This is a genomic window from Marinobacter halotolerans, from assembly GCF_008795985.1.
Taxonomy (GTDB): Bacteria; Pseudomonadota; Gammaproteobacteria; order Pseudomonadales; family Oleiphilaceae; genus Marinobacter; species Marinobacter halotolerans.
In genome coordinates, this window is record NZ_VMHP01000003.1 from 75,819 (window position 1) to 93,874 (window position 18,056).

At 56.4% G+C, this 18,056-nt stretch carries 16 protein-coding genes; 8 read left to right on the forward strand and 8 right to left on the reverse strand.

Features of this window, described 5'->3' with window-relative positions; all coding sequences use genetic code 11:
• Positions 1-104: 104 nt before the first annotated feature.
• The 6 genes from FPL19_RS16940 (at position 105) to FPL19_RS16965 (ending at position 6,535) form a co-directional block, all read left to right on the forward strand.
• Positions 105-1,004: a glycosyltransferase family protein gene (locus FPL19_RS16940; RefSeq protein WP_150914420.1), complete on the forward strand. Its 900-nt coding sequence runs from the start codon at positions 105-107 to the stop codon at positions 1,002-1,004.
• A complete protein-coding gene (locus FPL19_RS16945; RefSeq protein WP_150914422.1) occupies positions 1,001-1,954 on the forward strand; it encodes a DUF6492 family protein in 954 nt (317 codons plus the stop codon). Before FPL19_RS16940 ends, FPL19_RS16945 begins: the two co-directional genes overlap by 4 nt.
• Before the next feature lie 59 nt (positions 1,955-2,013).
• On the forward strand, positions 2,014-2,943 hold the full coding sequence (locus tag FPL19_RS16950; RefSeq protein WP_150914425.1) for a glycosyltransferase family 2 protein: 930 nt from the start codon (positions 2,014-2,016) through the stop codon (positions 2,941-2,943).
• A 56-nt stretch (positions 2,944-2,999) separates the two neighbouring features.
• A complete protein-coding gene (locus tag FPL19_RS16955) occupies positions 3,000-4,286 on the forward strand; it encodes an O-antigen ligase family protein (RefSeq protein WP_150914426.1) in 1,287 nt (428 codons plus the stop codon).
• Between the two features lie 73 nt (positions 4,287-4,359).
• A complete protein-coding gene (locus tag FPL19_RS16960; RefSeq protein WP_150914427.1) occupies positions 4,360-5,274 on the forward strand; it encodes a glycosyltransferase in 915 nt (304 codons plus the stop codon).
• A gap of 259 nt (positions 5,275-5,533) precedes the next feature.
• Positions 5,534-6,535, forward strand: a complete 1,002-nt coding sequence (locus tag FPL19_RS16965; RefSeq protein WP_150914428.1) for a hypothetical protein — start codon at positions 5,534-5,536, stop codon at positions 6,533-6,535.
• On the opposite strand, the gene FPL19_RS16970 is transcribed toward FPL19_RS16965, so the two are convergent.
• The 3 genes from FPL19_RS16970 to FPL19_RS16980 are packed head-to-tail and all read right to left on the reverse strand — an operon-like array spanning position 6,500 to position 10,106.
• On the reverse strand, positions 6,500-7,327 hold the full coding sequence (locus FPL19_RS16970; RefSeq protein ID WP_191965311.1) for an FkbM family methyltransferase: 828 nt from the start codon (positions 7,325-7,327) through the stop codon (positions 6,500-6,502). The genes FPL19_RS16965 and FPL19_RS16970 overlap by 36 nt on opposite strands.
• Positions 7,328-7,377: 50 nt before the next feature.
• On the reverse strand, positions 7,378-8,235 hold the full coding sequence (locus FPL19_RS16975; protein WP_150914433.1) for a glycosyltransferase family 2 protein: 858 nt from the start codon (positions 8,233-8,235) through the stop codon (positions 7,378-7,380).
• Between the two features lie 20 nt (positions 8,236-8,255).
• Positions 8,256-10,106, reverse strand: coding sequence for a DUF3413 domain-containing protein (locus FPL19_RS16980; RefSeq protein ID WP_150914435.1), 1,851 nt, complete (start codon positions 10,104-10,106; stop codon positions 8,256-8,258).
• A gap of 126 nt (positions 10,107-10,232) precedes the next feature.
• On the opposite strand from FPL19_RS16980, the gene FPL19_RS16985 reads away from it, so the two are divergent.
• Positions 10,233-11,030 (forward strand): glycosyltransferase family 2 protein, encoded by a 798-nt coding sequence (locus tag FPL19_RS16985; protein ID WP_150914437.1) that lies wholly within the window; start codon positions 10,233-10,235, stop codon positions 11,028-11,030.
• 13 nt (positions 11,031-11,043) lie between these two features.
• Here FPL19_RS16985 and FPL19_RS16990 read toward each other — a convergent pair whose 3' ends face one another.
• From FPL19_RS16990 to lpxL, 4 genes are read right to left on the reverse strand one after another with little or no spacing between them, the layout of a single operon-like run.
• A complete protein-coding gene (locus FPL19_RS16990) occupies positions 11,044-12,108 on the reverse strand; it encodes a glycosyltransferase (RefSeq protein ID WP_150914439.1) in 1,065 nt (354 codons plus the stop codon).
• Positions 12,105-13,211 carry a glycosyltransferase family 4 protein gene (locus tag FPL19_RS16995; protein WP_150914448.1) on the reverse strand — a complete coding sequence of 369 codons (1,107 nt, stop codon included), beginning with the start codon at positions 13,209-13,211 and terminating at the stop codon, positions 12,105-12,107. Before FPL19_RS16995 ends, FPL19_RS16990 begins: the two co-directional genes overlap by 4 nt.
• On the reverse strand, positions 13,208-14,200 hold the full coding sequence (locus FPL19_RS17000) for a mitochondrial fission ELM1 family protein (RefSeq protein ID WP_150914449.1): 993 nt from the start codon (positions 14,198-14,200) through the stop codon (positions 13,208-13,210). Before FPL19_RS17000 ends, FPL19_RS16995 begins: the two co-directional genes overlap by 4 nt.
• Before the next feature lie 5 nt (positions 14,201-14,205).
• Positions 14,206-15,150, reverse strand: a complete 945-nt coding sequence (gene lpxL / locus FPL19_RS17005) for an LpxL/LpxP family Kdo(2)-lipid IV(A) lauroyl/palmitoleoyl acyltransferase (protein ID WP_150914451.1) — start codon at positions 15,148-15,150, stop codon at positions 14,206-14,208.
• Between the two features lie 152 nt (positions 15,151-15,302).
• On the opposite strand from lpxL, the gene waaA reads away from it, so the two are divergent.
• Positions 15,303-16,598, forward strand: coding sequence for a lipid IV(A) 3-deoxy-D-manno-octulosonic acid transferase (waaA, locus tag FPL19_RS17010; protein WP_150914453.1), 1,296 nt, complete (start codon positions 15,303-15,305; stop codon positions 16,596-16,598).
• Between the two features lie 39 nt (positions 16,599-16,637).
• Here waaA and FPL19_RS17015 read toward each other — a convergent pair whose 3' ends face one another.
• Positions 16,638-18,017, reverse strand: coding sequence for a TolC family outer membrane protein (locus FPL19_RS17015; protein WP_150914455.1), 1,380 nt, complete (start codon positions 18,015-18,017; stop codon positions 16,638-16,640).
• Positions 18,018-18,056: the final 39 nt, after the last annotated feature.

The window sequence follows — 18,056 nt, forward strand, 5'->3', positions numbered from 1 at the left end:
GCACACAAGGTGATTGATGGTTTGTAACGGCCAGACGGTCTGCTTTTGATCAGGCGCCATGGTAGAATTCGCGAGCTTTTATTGATTGGGTCCGGGCAACAATTATGTGGAATCTGATACAGCTGGTGTTTTTCCGGTTTGCAGCGGGTGGCTGGATACCTGCACGGTGGTTCGAGCCCGACCTTCCGCCAGAAGGCAAGCGCTCAGCCAGAACCGGCCACCTCAAGCTTGAAGTCGTCAGCCATTGCTGGAATTACTCTCACTTTCTGGTCTATCAACTGAGTTCTTTGGTACTTTTCCCCCCGAAGAAGCTCGATGTCACCATGACGGTTTTCTACAGCTCGGAAGATACCCGCACCGGGGAACTGCTGGCTTTTTTCGAGAGCCAGACGGTGCCCGGCGTTAACTGGAACTGGCAGCCGGTGCCGAAGCAGGAGCTGTTCCGCCGTGGTATTGGGCGGAATCGCGCAGCTCTGGCTACTGAAGCTGATTGGGTCTGGTTTACCGATTGCGACCTGATGTTCCGCGAGGGTTGCCTCGACGCTTTGGCTGATGTGCTGCAGGGTCGACAGGATGCGCTGCTGTTCCCCGAGCATGAGCACACCACAGATCTGCTTGCCGAAGATAACCCCATGCTTCGCGCAGGTACGAGCGAGCCCCAGGTTCTGGATATCGACACCAGCTCATTCACCACCCGTCAGATTTCCAAGGCTACCGGCCCGTTGCAGATTGCCCATGGAGATGTGTGCCGGGCCGTGGGTTATTGCCGCAATATCAGCCTTTACCAGCAGCCAGTGGAAAGCTTCGCCAAATGCCACGAGGACCGGGCATTCCGCTGGTTACTTCGCAGTCACGGCCAGCCAGTGGATGTGCCGGGAGTCTATCGGATACGCCATGTGTCCAAGGGGCGGTATAGCAAAAATACTCTCCGCAGCCGACTCAGAACGCGCCTGCGGCTTTGGCAGTCCAAGGCTCGGGACCGCAAGCCGGGCGAATCCTTATGAGTGGCGAACCTCGAATAGTCTTCATTACGCCCACCTGGGCAGGCGACTTTGAGCATTTCCGGGTGATGCGCGCCTCTCTGGAACATTCTCCTCTGGCCCGGTTTCTGCACTATGTGGTGGTTCAAGACGAAGATCTTTCACTGTTCGAGGAGTTTCGCGATCGGCCCGGTTTGACACTGCTGTCCACGCGGGATGTATTACCTGTAGATGTGGAGCGTCGGAGGGTGAAGGCAAGGCGGCTATCCCAGCGCCTGGGGCGCAATTTGACCCGAATCTGTGGAAGCCTCAAGCGGGTCGTTTCATGGCCGGCATGGCCGTCCTACACTGGCTGGCATACCCAGCAGCTTTGCAAGCTGAAGCTGGCCAGTGAGCTGGACTGTGACCTGGCAGTCGTCATTGATTCCGATGTGGTCGTAACGCCGAACGCAATGGCTGATGATTTTTCAGCGCAGTCCGGTGTTCTGTGTTACGCCCAGTGGCAGAGGCGGTCGGAACTTCGTGGCAAGGTAAAGCACTGGCTGGAGGAATCGGAAAGACTGCTTGGGGTCGAGCCGGATTCTGAACGGGTTAACGTGTATTTTGATACGCCGTTTGTATTGGACAGAGCGGTTCTTAACCAGGCCTTGAGGGAGCTCGAGGCAAAACAGGGTAAGCCCTGGTGGGATGCGTTACTGAGCCGGCCTCCGCGTCGCTGGTCCGAATTTGGCGTTTACAAGGCATTCCTCGCAAGCCGGCAAAACGAGTTGAAACCTGAGTGGCGTGAGCCTGCTTTTTTCCGGTATCTGTACGATACACGGGACCCTGAAACTGTTGTGAGCCAGGTAAAATCCTTTATGCACGACCCGCAGGTTCACTATGTCACCATTCACTCCCAGGCCAGTGGCCGACATGAATGGCCTGCTGAAGATTTTCTGGTGCCGATTCTTTCTGATCTGAAATCGACGGCATGAAAAAAGACTCTGACTCACTCTCTGGCGGATGTTTTTCCGACTGATAAAAGGCATTGGCAATGACGGACCATCCAATCACTTTTTGCATCTTTTCGTATAATCGGGGCGATTTCCTCAGGAATTGCGTCGAGTCGGTAAAGATCTGTCTGCCACAGGCTGAAATTATCATTCTTGATGACAACAGCACGGACGCCGAGACCCGGAAATACCTCTCGGAGGCCGCCTCGTTCTGCCGCGTGGTGGGTCCTGAAAAAGAGGGATTTATCAAGCATGGGGGTCTTTATCACAATATGAATACGGCGCTTCGGCTCTGCGCCGGGAAACCGCTTGTCTGTTTCCTGCAGGACGACACACAGGTTGTCCGCCCGGTGTCGAATTCCGAGCTGGAAAGCATGGCGAGCCTTTTTGAAAAGAACCCGAGGCTCGGGTTTCTGCATCCCTGTTTCATCCGGGGCGTCGCCTTGAGGAAGCAACGGGTGACCCCTCTTGAAGGCCCCGATCCCGCCTATTTTTACAGGCAGGATACCGGGCAGAGTGCCGGGATCCATTACTCGGATCTGGTCGTCTTTAATCCCGCCAGGCTGCTTGAGGCGGGCTGGCAGTTCCGCCAGTCGGAACCGGACAATGACCGCCAGGCGAGAGAACTTTTCGGGATGATGGCCTACATCTGGCTGCCCTTTGCCATGTGGCTACCGGAAGTGCCTGCCTACCGGGGTAAACAGAAAACGATAGGGCTGAAACTGGCGGAGCGTAAAAAGCAGGTGGGCTTTTATCCGTTCCGTATCTGGTCGCCCGAGGCAGTTGCCCAGGCTCAGCAGAAAGCGGGGCATGCATTGCCTGTCGCCGAGGACTGGCTGGAGTGCGTGCCGAATAATCCATCAAAACCGTGGACCTACAATCCGCTCACGGGCCTGAGGTTCTACAAGCAGTTGAACAACGTCGAAGTCATTCTGCGACGTTTGCTCAGGCGGTTAGGCTGGAAAGGCTAGAACCGGTATACATAAAAACCTTTGCGGCAGAAGGCCGCCCTGGATCGGAGATCTGGATGCAACCTCAAACGATGGATAAGACAACACCAGGTACGCTAAACCTTATTGTGTCGGTGATTCTGCTGGCGATTCCGGTACTTCTTCTACTGGTTTCCAGCGGCGGAAGCACGCCCTATCACATTGCGGCGGTGATCGGCCTGGCTTGCCTGGCCATCCGTCGGCCCCGGATGCCGCGAGCCCTCGATGCGGATGAGCGTATGGCCTGCCTCGGGTTCGCTGCATTCACTGCGGCAGTCCTGATTTCCCTGGTTGAGACCGGCTTCCGTCGAGACTCCGTGCGTGAACTTGACGTGCTGCTCAGGCCACTATGGGCGATACCGATTCTGTTCCTCTTTATTCGGGTTCGCATGGCCGAATCCCTGCTTTGGTTCGGTGTTGCTCTTGGCGCGATCGCCGTCGGTTTGAGCGCACTTTACGAGTACTTGATGGTCGATCATTACGTCCGTGCAGACGGAGCGACCAGCGCGGTCACCTTCGGCAATACAGCGCTGTTGATGGGCATCATGTCAGCGATCGGTATTCCATACTTCAGAAAGCTCGGAAAGCCCTGGATCATCCTTCCTGCCGTTGCGTTGATGCTGGGTCTTTTGGCAAGCCTGCTCTCGGGTACGCGAGGTGGTTGGGTGGCTTTGCCTGCGTTGGTGCTGCTGTTGTTATGGCATTTCAGCAGAACGGGTTATGCGAAGGCATCGCTGACAACCGCTGTTATTCTTGCGATCGGTATTGGTTCAGTGTTGTTGTTGCCCCAGACAGGTGTGACGGACCGGGTAGAACTGGCCGTCACCGAGTTCAACCGGTATGTCGATGATCCGATGGAACATGGCGACACTTCGGTCGGGACACGGCTGGCACTCTGGCACGCATCCTGGAACATGTTTCTGGAGCAGCCGGTTTTCGGTGGCGGTATTGGTCATTCCTTTAACGCCTATCTGAAGGAACAGGTCGCCCTTGGCAACTATCATCCAACGCTAGTGAAGCAGACCATGCCACACAACGTATTCCTGGACACGCTTGCTTTGCAAGGGATTGTCGGACTTGCCGGACTTTTCGGTTTATGGGGCGCGCTGGGAATGGTTTTTGTAAAAGCAGTCTTTGCGCAAGCAACTGAACTGCGAACGCTGGGCGCGGCAGGGTTGGCGCTGCTGGTTGGTTATGCCCTTTTCGGGCTCACCGACTCGGTGATGGGCTACGGGCCTCCGCTGGTTTTTTTCTGCCTTTACGCCGTTTTGATTGTTTATCTTATTGCCGAGGTGCGCCAGAAGGGAATGGAGCGCGCCGTTTAATTTCAGAACACCGTGAGTGACATTGGGTGTGGCATAAAGGCTGACCATTGATCCTCCTACCGGATTCCGAATTATGTCTGACAGGCTTCTTTTTTGCGTTTTTTCCTACAACCGGGGCAGGTTTCTCGAAAACTGCGTGGCTTCCATTGAAACCTGCGTGCCAGACGCCGATGTCGTTGTTTTTGATGACGACAGTAACGATGCCTATACACGGGAAGTACTGGAGCGCTTGTCTGAGCGCATGGAGGTGGTGCAGCCGGGAAACCAGTCTTCCCACAAGCTGGGCGGTTTGTACGGCAATATGCAGTCGGCGATTGAATATGCCAGTGAGCGCAACCTGGTCTGTTTTATCCAGGACGACATGCAAGTCGTAAGACCCATGAAAAAGGAAGAAATTACCAAACTGGACCGGATTTTCGATAACCATCCGGACGTCGCGTTTCTGCACCCATGTTTTCTGAAAGGCCTGAACCGTGAGCGGGACGAGGCAACCCTGACCTATGACGCCTCTTTGGATGCGTTTCGTCGACGGGCGACGGACCAGAGCGCAGGTCAGTACTTTTCGGCCATTCTGATTACCCGGCCTTCCCGACTGTTAGAGAAAAACTGGCGGTTCCGGCCATCAGAGCCTGCCAACGATCTTCAGGCCCGCGAATATTTTCACACCATCGGACACCTGTTCACGCCCTTTGCTATGTGGTTGCCCGACGTGCCGGCCTATCGAGGCAAGAGGAAAACCCTGGCACTGAAGCTGGCTGAGCGTTGGAGAAGGTGCGGATTCTTCCCCTATGAGATTCTTAGCGAGAGCCAGGTTGAGCAGCTTCGTGATCGCCCGAAAGACGTCCTACCGTTTGCCGAGGACTTTCTGACCTGTGTTAACAAGGACCTGGACAAACCCTGGGGTTATTACCCGATGCAGGGCAGCCGCTTTCTCAAGAAGCTGAACAGCCTTGAGCTGGCGATACGAAAGCTTTTTCTGGCCCGGTAGATTAATCATGAGCAGCGCAGGGGATTCAGGAGCAAACCAGTCCGTCCGACCTATCCACATCGTAATCGTGGAGCTACACCATCACAGCGAGCTAATCCAGAACCTGATCAATATACTTGAGATGGAACGCTTCCGAGTGGCTATAGTGACGATACCGGAGGTTCTTGAGCGCGTAGACGTTGACTGGGATCAGAAAGCGGATTGGCTAGACGCTCACTGCAAGCGCTCGGATGAGAGTGTTGCGGGATTTATCGAACGAATGGCACCGATCTTCGAGTCGGCAGACATCCTGTACTTCAATACTGTCCGCCACTTTTGGGCAGAGCTATGCGAAATTCCTTTCGCGGCACCTTCGATCCTACGGGTTCATAACGCCCATGCGGATCTTGCCCCGGCCAGTCATTTCTATCGTCCATTGATGAAATTCCCCGCCATCCTTTCTCATCTTATACGCAAAGTTCTGATTGCTGGCGAGTGGCGTCAGCGGAGGCAATTCCTGGCCCACATCAATTATTTTATGTTCCCCAACCGCGCGATTTCCAATTATGTTGCTGAACAGGGTTGGGTTGGCAGCGAAAGAATACTGCCACCTGTCATGCCCTTCGGATTTCTGGGCGAAACACACTCGTCGGAAAAACTCACCGGACAAAAGCAGTGCATAACTATCGCGATTACCGGCAAAGTCACCAATGCGAAAAAGGATTACGACCTGGTCTATCGGGCATTACGTCAGTGCCTGGGGCAGTTGAAACTGCCGCTCAAGCTTATTCTACTAGGGAAGGCGTCGGGTAAACAGGCCGAGCGCATCGTCCAAAAGTTCGCTTCTCTGGAATGCGCACAGTTTTCGCTGGACTACAGCCGCGACTACGTCAGCTCTGAGGACTTTGAGCAGAAGGTCTCTGAAGTGGATTTTCTGCTGGCACCGATCAAGATCGAGACGCACTTTAGGAAGTACCGGGAGGTGTACGGGAAGAGTAAAATGTCAGGCATCGAAAATGACGTTTTGCTGTATCGGAAACCGTCACTGGTGACTGCCCGCTACCGGATTCTCGATGATATCGACCGGGTCGTCGAGTATTTCGAGCCAACTCCGGAAGCCCTGGCGGCTGCTTTGAAAAGCTGGGTAAAAGACCAGAAATATCTGGATCTGCAGGCATCGTTTGGGGCAATGAGCCAGTATCGTCCGGCCACGGTGGCTCGGGAATTCCATCAATTGTGTGAGCAGCTAATGGCCGTAACCCGATCTGAATTGGAAAACTGAGTTCATCTTATTGCGACCAACCAGCGAGTAACCGCGAGACTGGATGGTCTGGAAAAGATCGGTTTTCCACTGTTTCTCTGAGTTCTCAATGATCAGAAGACGCGGAAGCAAAGCGTCCGGGGCCGCATCTAGAAACGGAGTGAGCGCCAGATCTTCTGCCCCTTCAATATCAATCTTCAAAGCATCTATTCGATCAATTCCAAGCTCGGATAGAACAGGGAGCAATGGCCTGCATCTAATGTTTACGCCTTGCCGGCTATTGCCCGGGTGTGGCACCGTTTCAGGCCCCGAGTCAGAACCTCTTATGCTGCTTTCTCCCAGATTCCCTGCATTAAGATGAAGAAAGAAACTGGTTTCTTCGTCAGCAATACCATGGTCCAGTACCCGGATATTACTCTGCTCGAATTGCGGGTTTGCCTCAATATTGAACAAAAGGCGCGTCAGGGTGACGGGGTTCGGCTCGAAGGCAATGATCCTTCCCTTGTCGGAACCCATCGCGGCGATGGCTGTGAGGGTATACAGCCCCACATTGGCCCCAATATCGATGAAGGTTCCGCCATTGGCGAGAGCCTGACTGAGTATTTGCCGCTCGGCTCGGTCATAGCGCCAGGGCGTAAAGACGAACTTTTTTTCTGAATAATTGTCGGTGAACTGGCACCGGAGGTTGATGCCTTCCACCTGAATGTCGATTGGCAGGCGGGATGTCTGTTTTATCAGGGCCTTGCGGGTCAGGGGGGCTAGCAGGCGGCTGACGATTCCGCCCTTGTTGTCGTGGCACAGAGTTATCAGCACCTGCCAGAGTGCCGAAGGCTTCCGGCTTCCGAACGTCTCTTGTCCTGATGTCATTTCACGGCTTCCTGATGAGTCCTGGTAGGGGCTTCTGACAAGGCCAACTGCTCAATACCATGCTCTGTACGTGTTTTGCGCTGCTTCTCACTATCTACCCGCAATGCCTTGTTGGCAGCGACCAGCTCGGGGTCTTTGTAGCCACGCTTGTGGTCAAGGTGAATGACAATCGCATTGTATCGAACGTGTTTTGGTTTCACGCCCGAGTTTGCCAGTCGTACCCCAAACTCCCGATCCAGCCCACCCCAGGGCATACGTTCGTCAAAGCCGTTGACCGCAAGAATATCTTTCAGCCAGGCTGAGCCGTTCGATCCTTTGAAATTACAGGCCGTGGGGGTGAGGGCGTTAAATACGGCGGCCCTGAGCGGTCCGGCAGTGAGCTTGCTGTTTTTGTAGCTTTTTTTCAGGCCGTGAGCCTTGAGCCAGTCGAGCTGAAAACACCGTCCCGAGACAATATCGTCGCGGGTGATGGTCTCGCTGGTGCTCATCGGGAGCTTGTGATAGCCACCGGAAAGATAGGTGGAAGGTCTTGCCTCCTTCGCATGCACTTCGAGGAAATCTGCTCGGGGAATGCAGTCGCCATCGGTAAAGACCACATAATCAGATTCGACCTCCAGGATCGACTTGTTCAGTATCCGGCACTTGCGGAAACCCTTGTCTTCCTGCCAGACATGTTTGATGGTCAGCCCTGTTTCGCTTCTCAGGCGGTCAATGACGTCCCTGGTTTCTCCGGTTGAGCCGTCGTCACCGATAATAATCTCGAAGTCTTTGTGGGTCTGGACGCTATACCCCCACAATACTTTCTCGAGCCATTCCGGTGAGTTGTAGGTCGTCATTATGACTGAAAGTTTCATTCAGGCGGTCCTGTCAAAAATCACTGGTAGAAGCGGGAAAGCTCGCGTAAAACTTCCGCTGTGATGCCGGGCTTAAGCTTATAGCCTGATACAGGCTCAAGCTCACTGTCGAGGACATCAACCGAGCCCGAAGCATTCTTTACTATCTTAATGTCGTTCACCAGCAGAGCATAATCCATGTAACTGTGGGCAATACTCCACGGATGTTCTCCGGGTGTAAATAGCCCGTTGCCGGTTGCGTAGGTTTCGACTGGTGTCTGGCTGCACCCCAGTGCGTTTTTCATCAGCGTTGGGGCTACGTCGAAATTCTCGGTTCTGTGACTGATTCGTTGCGCTTCTTTGCCCGGCCAGTGCACCACCATAGGCACTCTCAGCTGATACTGGCCGAAGTTACTGCCATGACCCCAGTAATTCTTGCCGTATTCGTTGAACTCCTGACCGTGGTCCCCGGTAATCATGACGATGGTGTTGTCGAGTATCTTCCGGTTTCTCAGGTCATCCAGCACCCGGCCAACCTGATTGTCCACGTAGTGCAGGGTTGATTTGTAGTTGTTCTTGATCAGTTCCGGGTTGAAGTCGTTGTCCAGCTCCAGTTTATTGACCGACTCCCAGTAGGGCTGGAATTTGACCGGGTAGTCGTCCGGTACGCGGTGGTTATGGGGCGTGTCGTAGAACAGGAATCCGAAAAACGGCTGCTCGGGTTTGCGCCCTGATTCGGTGAAATCAAGCCAGTCTTTGGTGATCTGTACGTCCCGGTCCCAGGGTTCTTCGCCCGGTGTTTTCAGGCGAAGATCGGGAATGGATGAGAATACATTCTGATCGAAGGCGGGGCTAACCAGCGTCGCTGAGCCCAGTACCTTTGTCTGATAGCCCAGCTCCTGCATCCGGTTTATTGCTACCGGTGGTTCTTTGACGGCGGTGAAGGCGTCCCAGTAGCTGGCAGGTAGCGAATACAACAGGGTGAATATGCCGGGCTTGGTGGCATTGCCGTTGCTGTAGTGATTCTCGAACACAATGCTGTTTTCTGCGAATTGATGAATGTTGGGCATCCAACGGGGGGCTAGCATGTCCCAGCGCGCTCCGTCTATTACGATCATCAGCACGTTGGGTTTGCGGTCCGGCTGTGAACAACTCAGCGGCTGAGTAGGGTAGTTCAGTTGGCTTCCACCACTGGCATCGCCCAGCAATCGGGCAGGCTGGTTTTGCCGGACTTTCTGCGGGTCAACCAGGCCTACTTCGTTCATAAAGCGCTTAGCGGTGGCGGCATAATAGAGGGGAACATGGCGGGTGACGCTGGTGATGCGTGTGTCATAATTTGCATCGGCCCATGCGTGCCAGCCGTGGGCAACCGCCTGCAGGCTGATCATGACCACAAAGGCCCCGCTCAGCCAGCGTGCCTTTGGACGTTTCCGCCAAAGCAGGAAGGCCACTGCACTTTCGATAACCAGAATGCCGGCAAAAACCAGGGCGGCGGTTGCCCATAGCTGCCAGGAAAATGAGAAGGTGTCGGTTCCGCTGCCCAGCGCCAGTTCCAGCACAAAGGACGAGAGGTGAAACCGGTAAAGGGAATAGGCGACCGTGTCCAGAACAATCAGCGCAATGCCCACACTGGCATAGAAAACGGCCAGGGTCGCTAGGCTTCGTCTAAAAGGCAGAAAAACAGAAAGGGCGAGCAGCGGCAGCGATGTCAGCCACGCCAGAACCGCAAACTGGCCGGGATAGAGTAGCGTGACGTAAGCGGCCGTCTGCGTGTCAGGAATGTTCATCCAGGGCAAATAGCGCAGGCCCACCATCAGGGCGATCAGCCCGTTGGCGAAGATGAACCAGGATAACCAGGCCGTCCGTTGCCCGAGCGTAGTGCTTCGTTTCATAGACTGAGGATCCGGTTAAAGGGCGCTGAATACGCTGCGCGCAGAGCTATAGATTACTGTTTGATGACGCGCCGTTAGAATCCGTGGTTTCCGTGGTATCGTTTTTACCGACTCAAAGGACCCGCAATGAAACTGCCCTTATCCGTTTACTACATCACTCTGAACGAAGAGCTGCGATTGCCGGAATCACTGGCGAAAGTGGCTGGGTGGGCAGATGAAATCATCGTGGTCGATTCCGGAAGCACTGACAGAACCCGGGAGATTGCCGAGGCTGCAGGTGCCCGGTTTGTCCACAATGACTGGGAAGGCTTTGCCTGCCAGAAAGCGTTTGCCGCCAGTCTCTGCCGGAACGACTGGGTGCTGGATCTTGATGCGGATGAAGTCCTTTCTGACAAGCTGGTTCGCACTGTCAAAGAGGTTTTCTCAAAGCCCGTGGATGCCGATATTGCAGGTTTCCGGATGCGCTGGGTGCTCTCGCAGCCCGACTCCCGGCATCCCTTTCGGCACGATAAGTCGAAAAAGATTCTCAGGCTCTACAATCGGAAGATGGCGGCCATCGAGGCGCAGAAAGGCAGCAATGACGACCGGCCCCGGGTAAAGTCCGGGCGGGTTGTGGATCTGGAAGGCGACGTGCTGCATCGCACCCTGATTTCACTGGAGCAGATGGAGCGCAAGTATTGCCAGTTGTCCTCGGAGCAGGCCCGTTTTATGGCGGAAAAGGGGCGAAAGATTTCCAGCGCGCGGTTGTTTGTGGAGTTTCCTCTGAAGTTTCTAAAATATTACCTGCTGCACCGACAGATACTGAACGGCTGGTTTGGGCTGAGCGTTGCAATCACCGCTGCCAATCGCAATTTTATGCGACTGGCCAAGGCCAGGGAGCTTCAGATGCTGGCTGCGCTGGATAAGGAACGCGCTCGCAAGTAGCTATGCGCCTGCCTCACGCTGGCGGACTCGAAACCAGTGCGTCGTAGTAAAGCGCCTCGGTTTGTGCCGCCATGGCCTGCAACGTCAGGTTGCTGGCGGCGAAGGCCATGGCCGACTGTTCGGCCCGGTTCAGGTCCGCCAGATCGGACAGGGACCGGGTGAGCAGGCGCGCAAGGTCCTCCTCGTTATGGCCTTTGCTGATGGCTGCGGCTGGCAGAATATCCCTGGGCCCGGATACCGGTGTGGACACAACCGGGCAGCCTGCCAGTAGGGATTCCATCAGCACGTAGGGGAACCCTTCGCGCTGGGAGCTGATCACCGTCAGCTGTGCCTGCTTATAGGCCGGAGTCAGATCCTGGCGGAAACCGGCCAGGGTCACTCGCTCTTCCAGCCCTGATTGCCGGATCAGCCGTTCCAGTGACCGTCGCTGGCTGCCATCGCCGAAAATGGTCAGATGGCAGGGGACAGCAGAGGTATCAAGTCTCGACCAGGCCCTCACGAGCGTATCGAACCCCTTCACGGGTTCCAGTCTACCCGCTGCGATCACGTTAACGGTTCTTTGCGGAAGAACCGGATCGACGTTTTCAGGCATGCCCTGGCGATTCGTATCCACGCCGTTATAGATAAGTTGCTTGCGAGGATGAGTCAGTGCTTCGAAAATCTGCGGGCTGACGGCAATAACCCGATCGAGGCGGTCGAATGCCCTGTGGCTGGATTTGATGCCATGAACTGTGCCGGTCGTGACCTTTGCCAGCCTGCGGGTTGCGCTGGCCATCTGCGCCGCCTTGTTGCCCTGGGCGTGCAGAACGTCTGGCGACAACCGTTTCAGGCAACGGTGAAAGGCCAGCTTCAGCCAGGGATGGCGGCGCCCCAGTTGAACAGGAAGTGCATGAAACGTTGTTCCCGCCGAGAACCTTTCCCGGTAATGCGAATGGCCAAGCACATGAACATGGTGCCCCAGCCCGGACAGCGCAGTGGCCAGATCGGAGGTGTGTTGTTCCATGCCGCCCCAGGCAGTGCCGGGTGTAGCCAGCAGGAATGCAATGGTCAGGCGTGCGGGCGGGTTCGTGTCAGTCATGTGGGTTGTTGCAGCAAGGTCTGGTATATACCCAGAGTAGCTTCCGTCTGCGCTTCCAACCTGAATCGATGGGGAACCTCAATAGCGGGTGGGCCGGCGTTCAGCTGGCGGGAAACTGCCCGGGCGAAGGCTTCGATGTCGTCCGGTGGCACCAGGCCTTCCCTGAAACAGGCCTGCAGGGTTTCAGCGGCTCCTCCCCGGTTGTAAGCAATCACCGGGGTGCCGGAGGCCAGGGCTTCGGTCACCGTCCGGCCGAAGGGTTCCGGTTTGGTGCTCATATGGCAAACCACGTCGGCCAGCAGGTACAGGGTGGTCATGTCATTGCGCTGGCCCAGAAAACTGACCTTGTCAGTGAGATCCAGGCGCGCACGCTCTTTTTCCAGCTCCTCAAGAAAATGCTCCTTACCTGGCTCAGCGCCGCCGGCAATAATGCCATGGCAGTCGGGTCTTTCCTGAACCAGCTCCGCCATCATGGCCAGAAAATCCATCTGGCCTTTCCAGCGCGAAATCCGCCCGGGCATCATAATGATTTTTCTATCGGCCAACTGCGGGTAATGTCGGAACCAACGGTCGAGCCATTGTCTGCTGAGTTCCCGCTGGCGGAAGGCATCCACGTCTACTCCACGCTGGATGACGGTCAGCCTCTCCTCTGGGACCGGAAAGTTTTTCAGAACATAGTCCCGGACACACTGGGATACCGCAATGACATGGTCGGCCCGGGTCATGATGGCGCTGTAGGGATTGACCGAGTACATGCCATGAAAGGTGGATACAACAAGAGGGCGTGCGTTAGTCGGGAGGCTTTTCATGGCAAGAAAAACGATCCAGGCCGGCATGCGGGAGCGGACATGCACAATGTCCGGTTTCAGCTCCAGCAGCAGTCTTCGCATCGGCAGAATCTGCCCGAAAGAGGCCGGGTTCTTCCGGTGGATTGGCATGAATATGTGTTTGGAGCCCTGGCCCCGTAGCTGTTCTGCCATGGGGCCGCCTCTTGAAACGACGAAGGATTCATGGCCGCGTTTAACCAGTTCGGCGGCGAATTCCACCGTGCCACGCTCAACGCCGCCGCTGTAAAGTGCTGGCAGGGCCTGAAGAATCCTCAAAGCTTTGCCTCCCTGCTCTGGCGTTGAACAGGTTTGTGATGGTGGGGCAGGAGCCCCTGTTCAAGCACCCAGAGGGCGGCGCGATTGGCTTCCCACAGGGTGTCGGCTCTAGTGACGTTGCCAGACATAACCCTTGAATGATCGCGGAATAGCGCAACGTATCCCCCCTTTCTCAGCCGGCCTACGCCCTCGGCAACACGGCTTCCGGCTTTTGCCGGGATCTCGAACAGCCCGGTGGGCACGCCCGAGGTTGCCGCTTCACACACCATCGACATGCTGTCGGGTGTTACCCAGACGGCCCGGGATGCAGCAAGCTTGTGGCTGAGCCAGTCCTGATAAGTTTGCTCGGGGTGCACAACGGCAACCCGCGACCCGGCGAGCTGATCCAGTCGATCCTGCAGTGCCCTGGGAGTTCGCCGGGAGCTGCTGATGGTCCAGCCCCAGTCCGGATACCGGCTGATCAGTTCCGAGAGCTGCTCCAGAATCGCGTCATCTTTCCAGTCAAAGTGGGGCGATGGCCCTCCCAAAAGCACCAGCGCTTCCTGTTTTTCCGTGATTCTTGCCAGTGGTGTGATGGCATTTACAACACCTTCGGTGACCAGGACGCGTGAAGAGGGCGGCACACGGTCATGGGCGGGAATCATGGCGGCGCTGATCAACCTGACTGGAAAGTCCGGCTTCATCATCACCAGTGTTCTGGCTTTTTTGAATTTTCTCAAGGCAAGTAAAAGCCGATGAGTGCTGGAACCGGCCGCGATAATGAGATCCGGATCCGGGAGCTCCGGGTCTTGCAGGGGCGGCGGCCTGGTCAGTAAAACCCGCCAGAAAGGAACTTTGGTCAGCGACGCGTCGACCCAGTGCAGGCTAGCCCCGGCCAGCACCCGAAGCCTGTTGCCAAGGCCTTTGAGCTGGCTACGGTGGCCCGGCTTGTTGTCGGTCAGAAGCCAGATGACCGGCGCTTCTGCAGGCTGCTTAGAGTGCTCAGGCATGCTTTTCAGGTGCGGTCATAAAGACTGGGATCCCCGGGGTTGGGGCGCGTTTTGAATCGGCGATGCATCCAGAGGTATTGGTCCGGCTGTTTGCGGATTTCATTTTCGATGGTCCTGTTTACCAGTGTGGCATCGGCCAGGTCATCGCCGCTGGGGAAGTTCTCCAGTGGCGCCTGGAAGAAAATGTCGTACCCCGGGACGTCCGTTCGACGGAAGTGACTGAAAGGTACCACGGCGCAGCCACTGCTCTTCGCTATGCGGGACGTAGCGGTAATGGATCCCGCAGGCACATCGAAGAAGGGCGCGAATACGATGTCCTTGCGGCCGTAATCCTGATCGGTTGCGTACCAGACAATGCGGTTCTTCTTGAGCTGTCTGAGCAGGCCACGCAGGTTTCTGGCATCCAGCACCTGGCCATATCGGCGCTCCCGGGCACGGGTCATCACGGCGTTGATCAGCGGGTTATTGTGGTCTCGTTGCATGACGTCTGCATTGATGTACTCGGTCACCAGGCTGCCGCCCAGATCCAGTGTACTGTAATGTCCGCCGAGCAGCAGCACGCCTTTGCCTCTGGCCAGTGCTTCATCCAGATGCTCCAGCCCGTATACATTGGTCATTGGCAGGTAAGATGCCGGGTCCCGGAACCAGGCCAGCCCCAGTTCCATGACGCCGATGCCGTTGGCCCGGAAGGATTGCCGCACCAGGGCCTGTTTCTGGTTTTCCGTTAGCTCGGGAAAACACAGGCGAATGTTTACATCGGTGATGTGGCGCCGTTTTGATGCAAAGCGCCAGGTCAGTTCCCCAAGTTTTTCCCCCAGCCACCACTGCCACCGCAATGGAAGCCTTGCAGCCGCCCACATAATAAAAATGGCTAGCCAGGTGGGCCACCAACGAGGATGCAGGTAGTGTGTGTATCGGGTATCCCGACCCCGTTCTCGTGCTTTTGTCACTAATCTTTCACTCTCTTTGCTAAAGAATGAAACCAAGTTTAGCAGGGCCGAAGACAGTGCCTAAAGCAGCATTTCCCGCAACCCGCTGCCCGGCAGACGTTCCGGGCAGCTTTCTGTAGAATGTCCTCGGTCCGAGCCTGCCCGGGGAAATAATGCTTCATTTTCTGTACTCACTGTTTTTTCGTATCGCGCTGCCGTTCGTGATTTTCCGCCTGTGGTGGAACGGGCGAAAGAATCCCGATGCATTTGTGCACTGGCAGGAGCGGCTGGGCTACGTTGACGAGGCTAGCGAACCGGTGATCTGGGTGCATGCGGTATCAGTCGGCGAAACGATTGCCGCAGCGCCGTTGGTGAAGGCGCTGTTGCGGCGTAATCCAGGTATTCCCGTCCTGATGACGGCAATGACCGCAACCGGCTCTGCCCGGGCCAAAGCCCTGTTCGGGGATCGGGTGCTTTACGCGTTTTCCCCGTACGATACCCCTGGCGCGGTCAGGCGGTTTGTGGACCGGGTCAGGCCGCGGGCACTGGTGATCATGGAAACCGAGCTCTGGCCGAATATGATCTCCCTCAGCAAGCGGCGGAATGTGCCCATATTTCTGATTAATGCCCGCTTGTCCGAGCGCTCCGCCCGAGGGTATGAACGGGTGTCGTCACTGGTGAAGCCTTTGCTGCGAAGCATCCGGTGGATCGCGGCCCAGGCTGAGGAAGACGCCAACCGCTTCCTGAGAATCGGCGCCACTCCGGCATCGGTGTCGGTCACCGGCAGTATCAAGTTCGATGTGGATATTTCCGACCGGATACGATCGGAGGCGGTTGCTCTTCGCCAAAGGCTGGGGTTGGATCGGTCGGTGTGGATTGCTGCCAGTACCCATGAAGGCGAGGACAGGGAAATTCTGGAAGCCCACCGGGCGGTGCTGGCGCGCCACCCAGGTGCGCGTCTGGTGATTGTTCCCAGGCACCCGGAGCGGTTTGCAGCGGTCGCGTCCCTGATCACCTCCATGGGGTTCACCTTGAAGCGCCGGTCTGACGAATCCGCGCCGTCCGGTGGCGGGCAAGCGGATGACGTAAACATCCCTGATGAGGAGTTCGAGGTATACCTGGGTGACACCATGGGCGAATTGCTGATGCTTTACGGTGCGTCCGACCTTGCCTTCGTCGGCGGCTCCCTGATCGAGCGCGGTGGTCATAACCCCCTGGAGCCGGCGGCATGGGGATTGCCGGTTCTGTCAGGGCCTCATATCTTCAATTTCGAGACGATTTACAGCCAGCTGTCGGACGGGCAGGGCGTTTTTATGACGCCTTCATCCCAGTCACTCGCGGAGTGTGTAATCCGCCTGTTCGACGATCAGCCCTCTGCCATTAAAGCCGGACAGAACGCATTGGCCGTGGTGAACGCCAATCGTGGAGCACTGGAACGGGTAGTTGACGGGATTATCGAAAGGGTTTGATGCTGGCAGCCGGGAAGCGGTCGCTTCCCGGCGCCCCCCTTACTGAACCGGGTTGTCGAGCGTGTCATCCTCATCCGCCAGGGCCTGGATGCCCGGTGCTTCGGCACTCAGCCAGTTGTTCAACTGAACCAGATCTTCCGGGCTCAGAGTGCCTGAAGCCTGCTTTAGCTGCAGGGAATTGACGATGTAGTCATACCGAGCATTGGCAAAATCCCTCAGTGCCACAAAGTAGTTTCTCTGGGCATCCAGTACTTCCACGATGTTGCGGGTGCCTACTTCGTATCCTGCCCGGGTTGCATTCAACGCGCTACGACGGGAAACGATGGTTTGTGACAGGGCCGATGCTGACTGGATGTTGGTGTTTACGTTGCTGTATAAGCTCCGGGTGTTCACCCGGATATCCCGCCTGATGGTTTCCAGCGACTGCTCGGCGGCAATTACCAGCGATCTTTGCTGGCGAACACCGGCCTGGGTGCCGCCACCCATGTAAAGCGGGACATTGAGCGTAATGCCAATCTGGGCTTCGGTGGTCGTGCCATCCCGCTGGCTTTGCAGTGTGGCTGCCTGCTCCAGACCGCTGATGTCTGTTTTTCCGTAGGAAGCGTTCAGATCAAGCGTTGGCAGGTGTCCTGATTTAGCGGTTCTAAGATTGGCTTCGGTGGCATTGAGCTCAAAAAGGGCCGAGCGGATCTGCCAGTTCTGATCAAGTGCGGTTTCTGCCCAGACTGCCGGATCCGTTGGCTGAGGTTGGCTGAGCGGGAAGTTGCGCCGAAGGTTTTCCAGTTCCTCGTCGTAGTCGCCGGTCAGTCTCGCAAGCTGTTCACGGGCAATGGCAAGCTCGCTTTCCGCGGCTATCCGCTGGCTTTTGCTGGCGTCGTAGGTGGCGCGAGCCTCGTAGACTTCAGTAATTGCGATCAACCCTACGTCAAAGCGCTCCTGAGCCTGCTCGTACTGGCGCTGGAAAGCCGCTTCGGCTGATCGTGCCACGGTGAGATTGTCCGCCGCGCGCAAAACACCAAAGTAGCCTGACGCCACATCCAGAATCAGCTGCTGCTGAGCAAGGTTGTATTCGGCACGCGCTGCCTCGGTCTGGAACTGGCTGGCGTCATAACGGAACCACTCTTCGGCGCGGAACAGGGGTTGGGTCAGTCGCACGCCATAGGCCAGGGTCTCGTAACTTACATCCTGGCTTGGACCGTCTGAATCGGTGTAATTTGCCTCGCCGAAGCCGACGATCTGCGGCAAAAGGGCGCTGCGGGTTACGTCGCTGGCGGCCTGTTGAGCCTCAAAGGTGGCCCGGGCGGTGGCGATTCCGGAATCGTAGGAGATTGCTTTCGTGTAGGTCTCCACCAGATCCATGGACAGAGCAGGCTGGGCCGCAAGCAGGCCGATGAGCCCGGAAAGCAGTCGTTTCTTCATGATGTCTCCTAACGTTAACGCGCGTCGAAACCGCATTAT

What these genes read in the sequence shown, in the direction of transcription:
- FPL19_RS16965 (WP_150914428.1), top strand. Translation starts at nt 5,534, where the DNA reads ATGGCACCGATCTTCGAGTCGGCAGACATCCTGTACTTCAATACTGTC.
- FPL19_RS16990 (WP_150914439.1), bottom strand. Translation starts at nt 12,108, where the DNA reads ATGACTGACACGAACCCGCCCGCACGCCTGACCATTGCATTCCTGCTG.
- FPL19_RS16980 (WP_150914435.1), bottom strand. Translation starts at nt 10,106, where the DNA reads ATGAAACGAAGCACTACGCTCGGGCAACGGACGGCCTGGTTATCCTGG.
- FPL19_RS16955 (WP_150914426.1), top strand. Translation starts at nt 3,000, where the DNA reads ATGCAACCTCAAACGATGGATAAGACAACACCAGGTACGCTAAACCTT.
- FPL19_RS16940 (WP_150914420.1), top strand. Translation starts at nt 105, where the DNA reads ATGTGGAATCTGATACAGCTGGTGTTTTTCCGGTTTGCAGCGGGTGGC.
- waaA (WP_150914453.1), top strand. Translation starts at nt 15,303, where the DNA reads ATGCTTCATTTTCTGTACTCACTGTTTTTTCGTATCGCGCTGCCGTTC.
- FPL19_RS17015 (WP_150914455.1), bottom strand. Translation starts at nt 18,017, where the DNA reads ATGAAGAAACGACTGCTTTCCGGGCTCATCGGCCTGCTTGCGGCCCAG.
- FPL19_RS16975 (WP_150914433.1), bottom strand. Translation starts at nt 8,235, where the DNA reads ATGAAACTTTCAGTCATAATGACGACCTACAACTCACCGGAATGGCTC.
- FPL19_RS16985 (WP_150914437.1), top strand. Translation starts at nt 10,233, where the DNA reads ATGAAACTGCCCTTATCCGTTTACTACATCACTCTGAACGAAGAGCTG.
- FPL19_RS16950 (WP_150914425.1), top strand. Translation starts at nt 2,014, where the DNA reads ATGACGGACCATCCAATCACTTTTTGCATCTTTTCGTATAATCGGGGC.
- FPL19_RS17000 (WP_150914449.1), bottom strand. Translation starts at nt 14,200, where the DNA reads ATGCCTGAGCACTCTAAGCAGCCTGCAGAAGCGCCGGTCATCTGGCTT.
- FPL19_RS16945 (WP_150914422.1), top strand. Translation starts at nt 1,001, where the DNA reads ATGAGTGGCGAACCTCGAATAGTCTTCATTACGCCCACCTGGGCAGGC.
- FPL19_RS16960 (WP_150914427.1), top strand. Translation starts at nt 4,360, where the DNA reads ATGTCTGACAGGCTTCTTTTTTGCGTTTTTTCCTACAACCGGGGCAGG.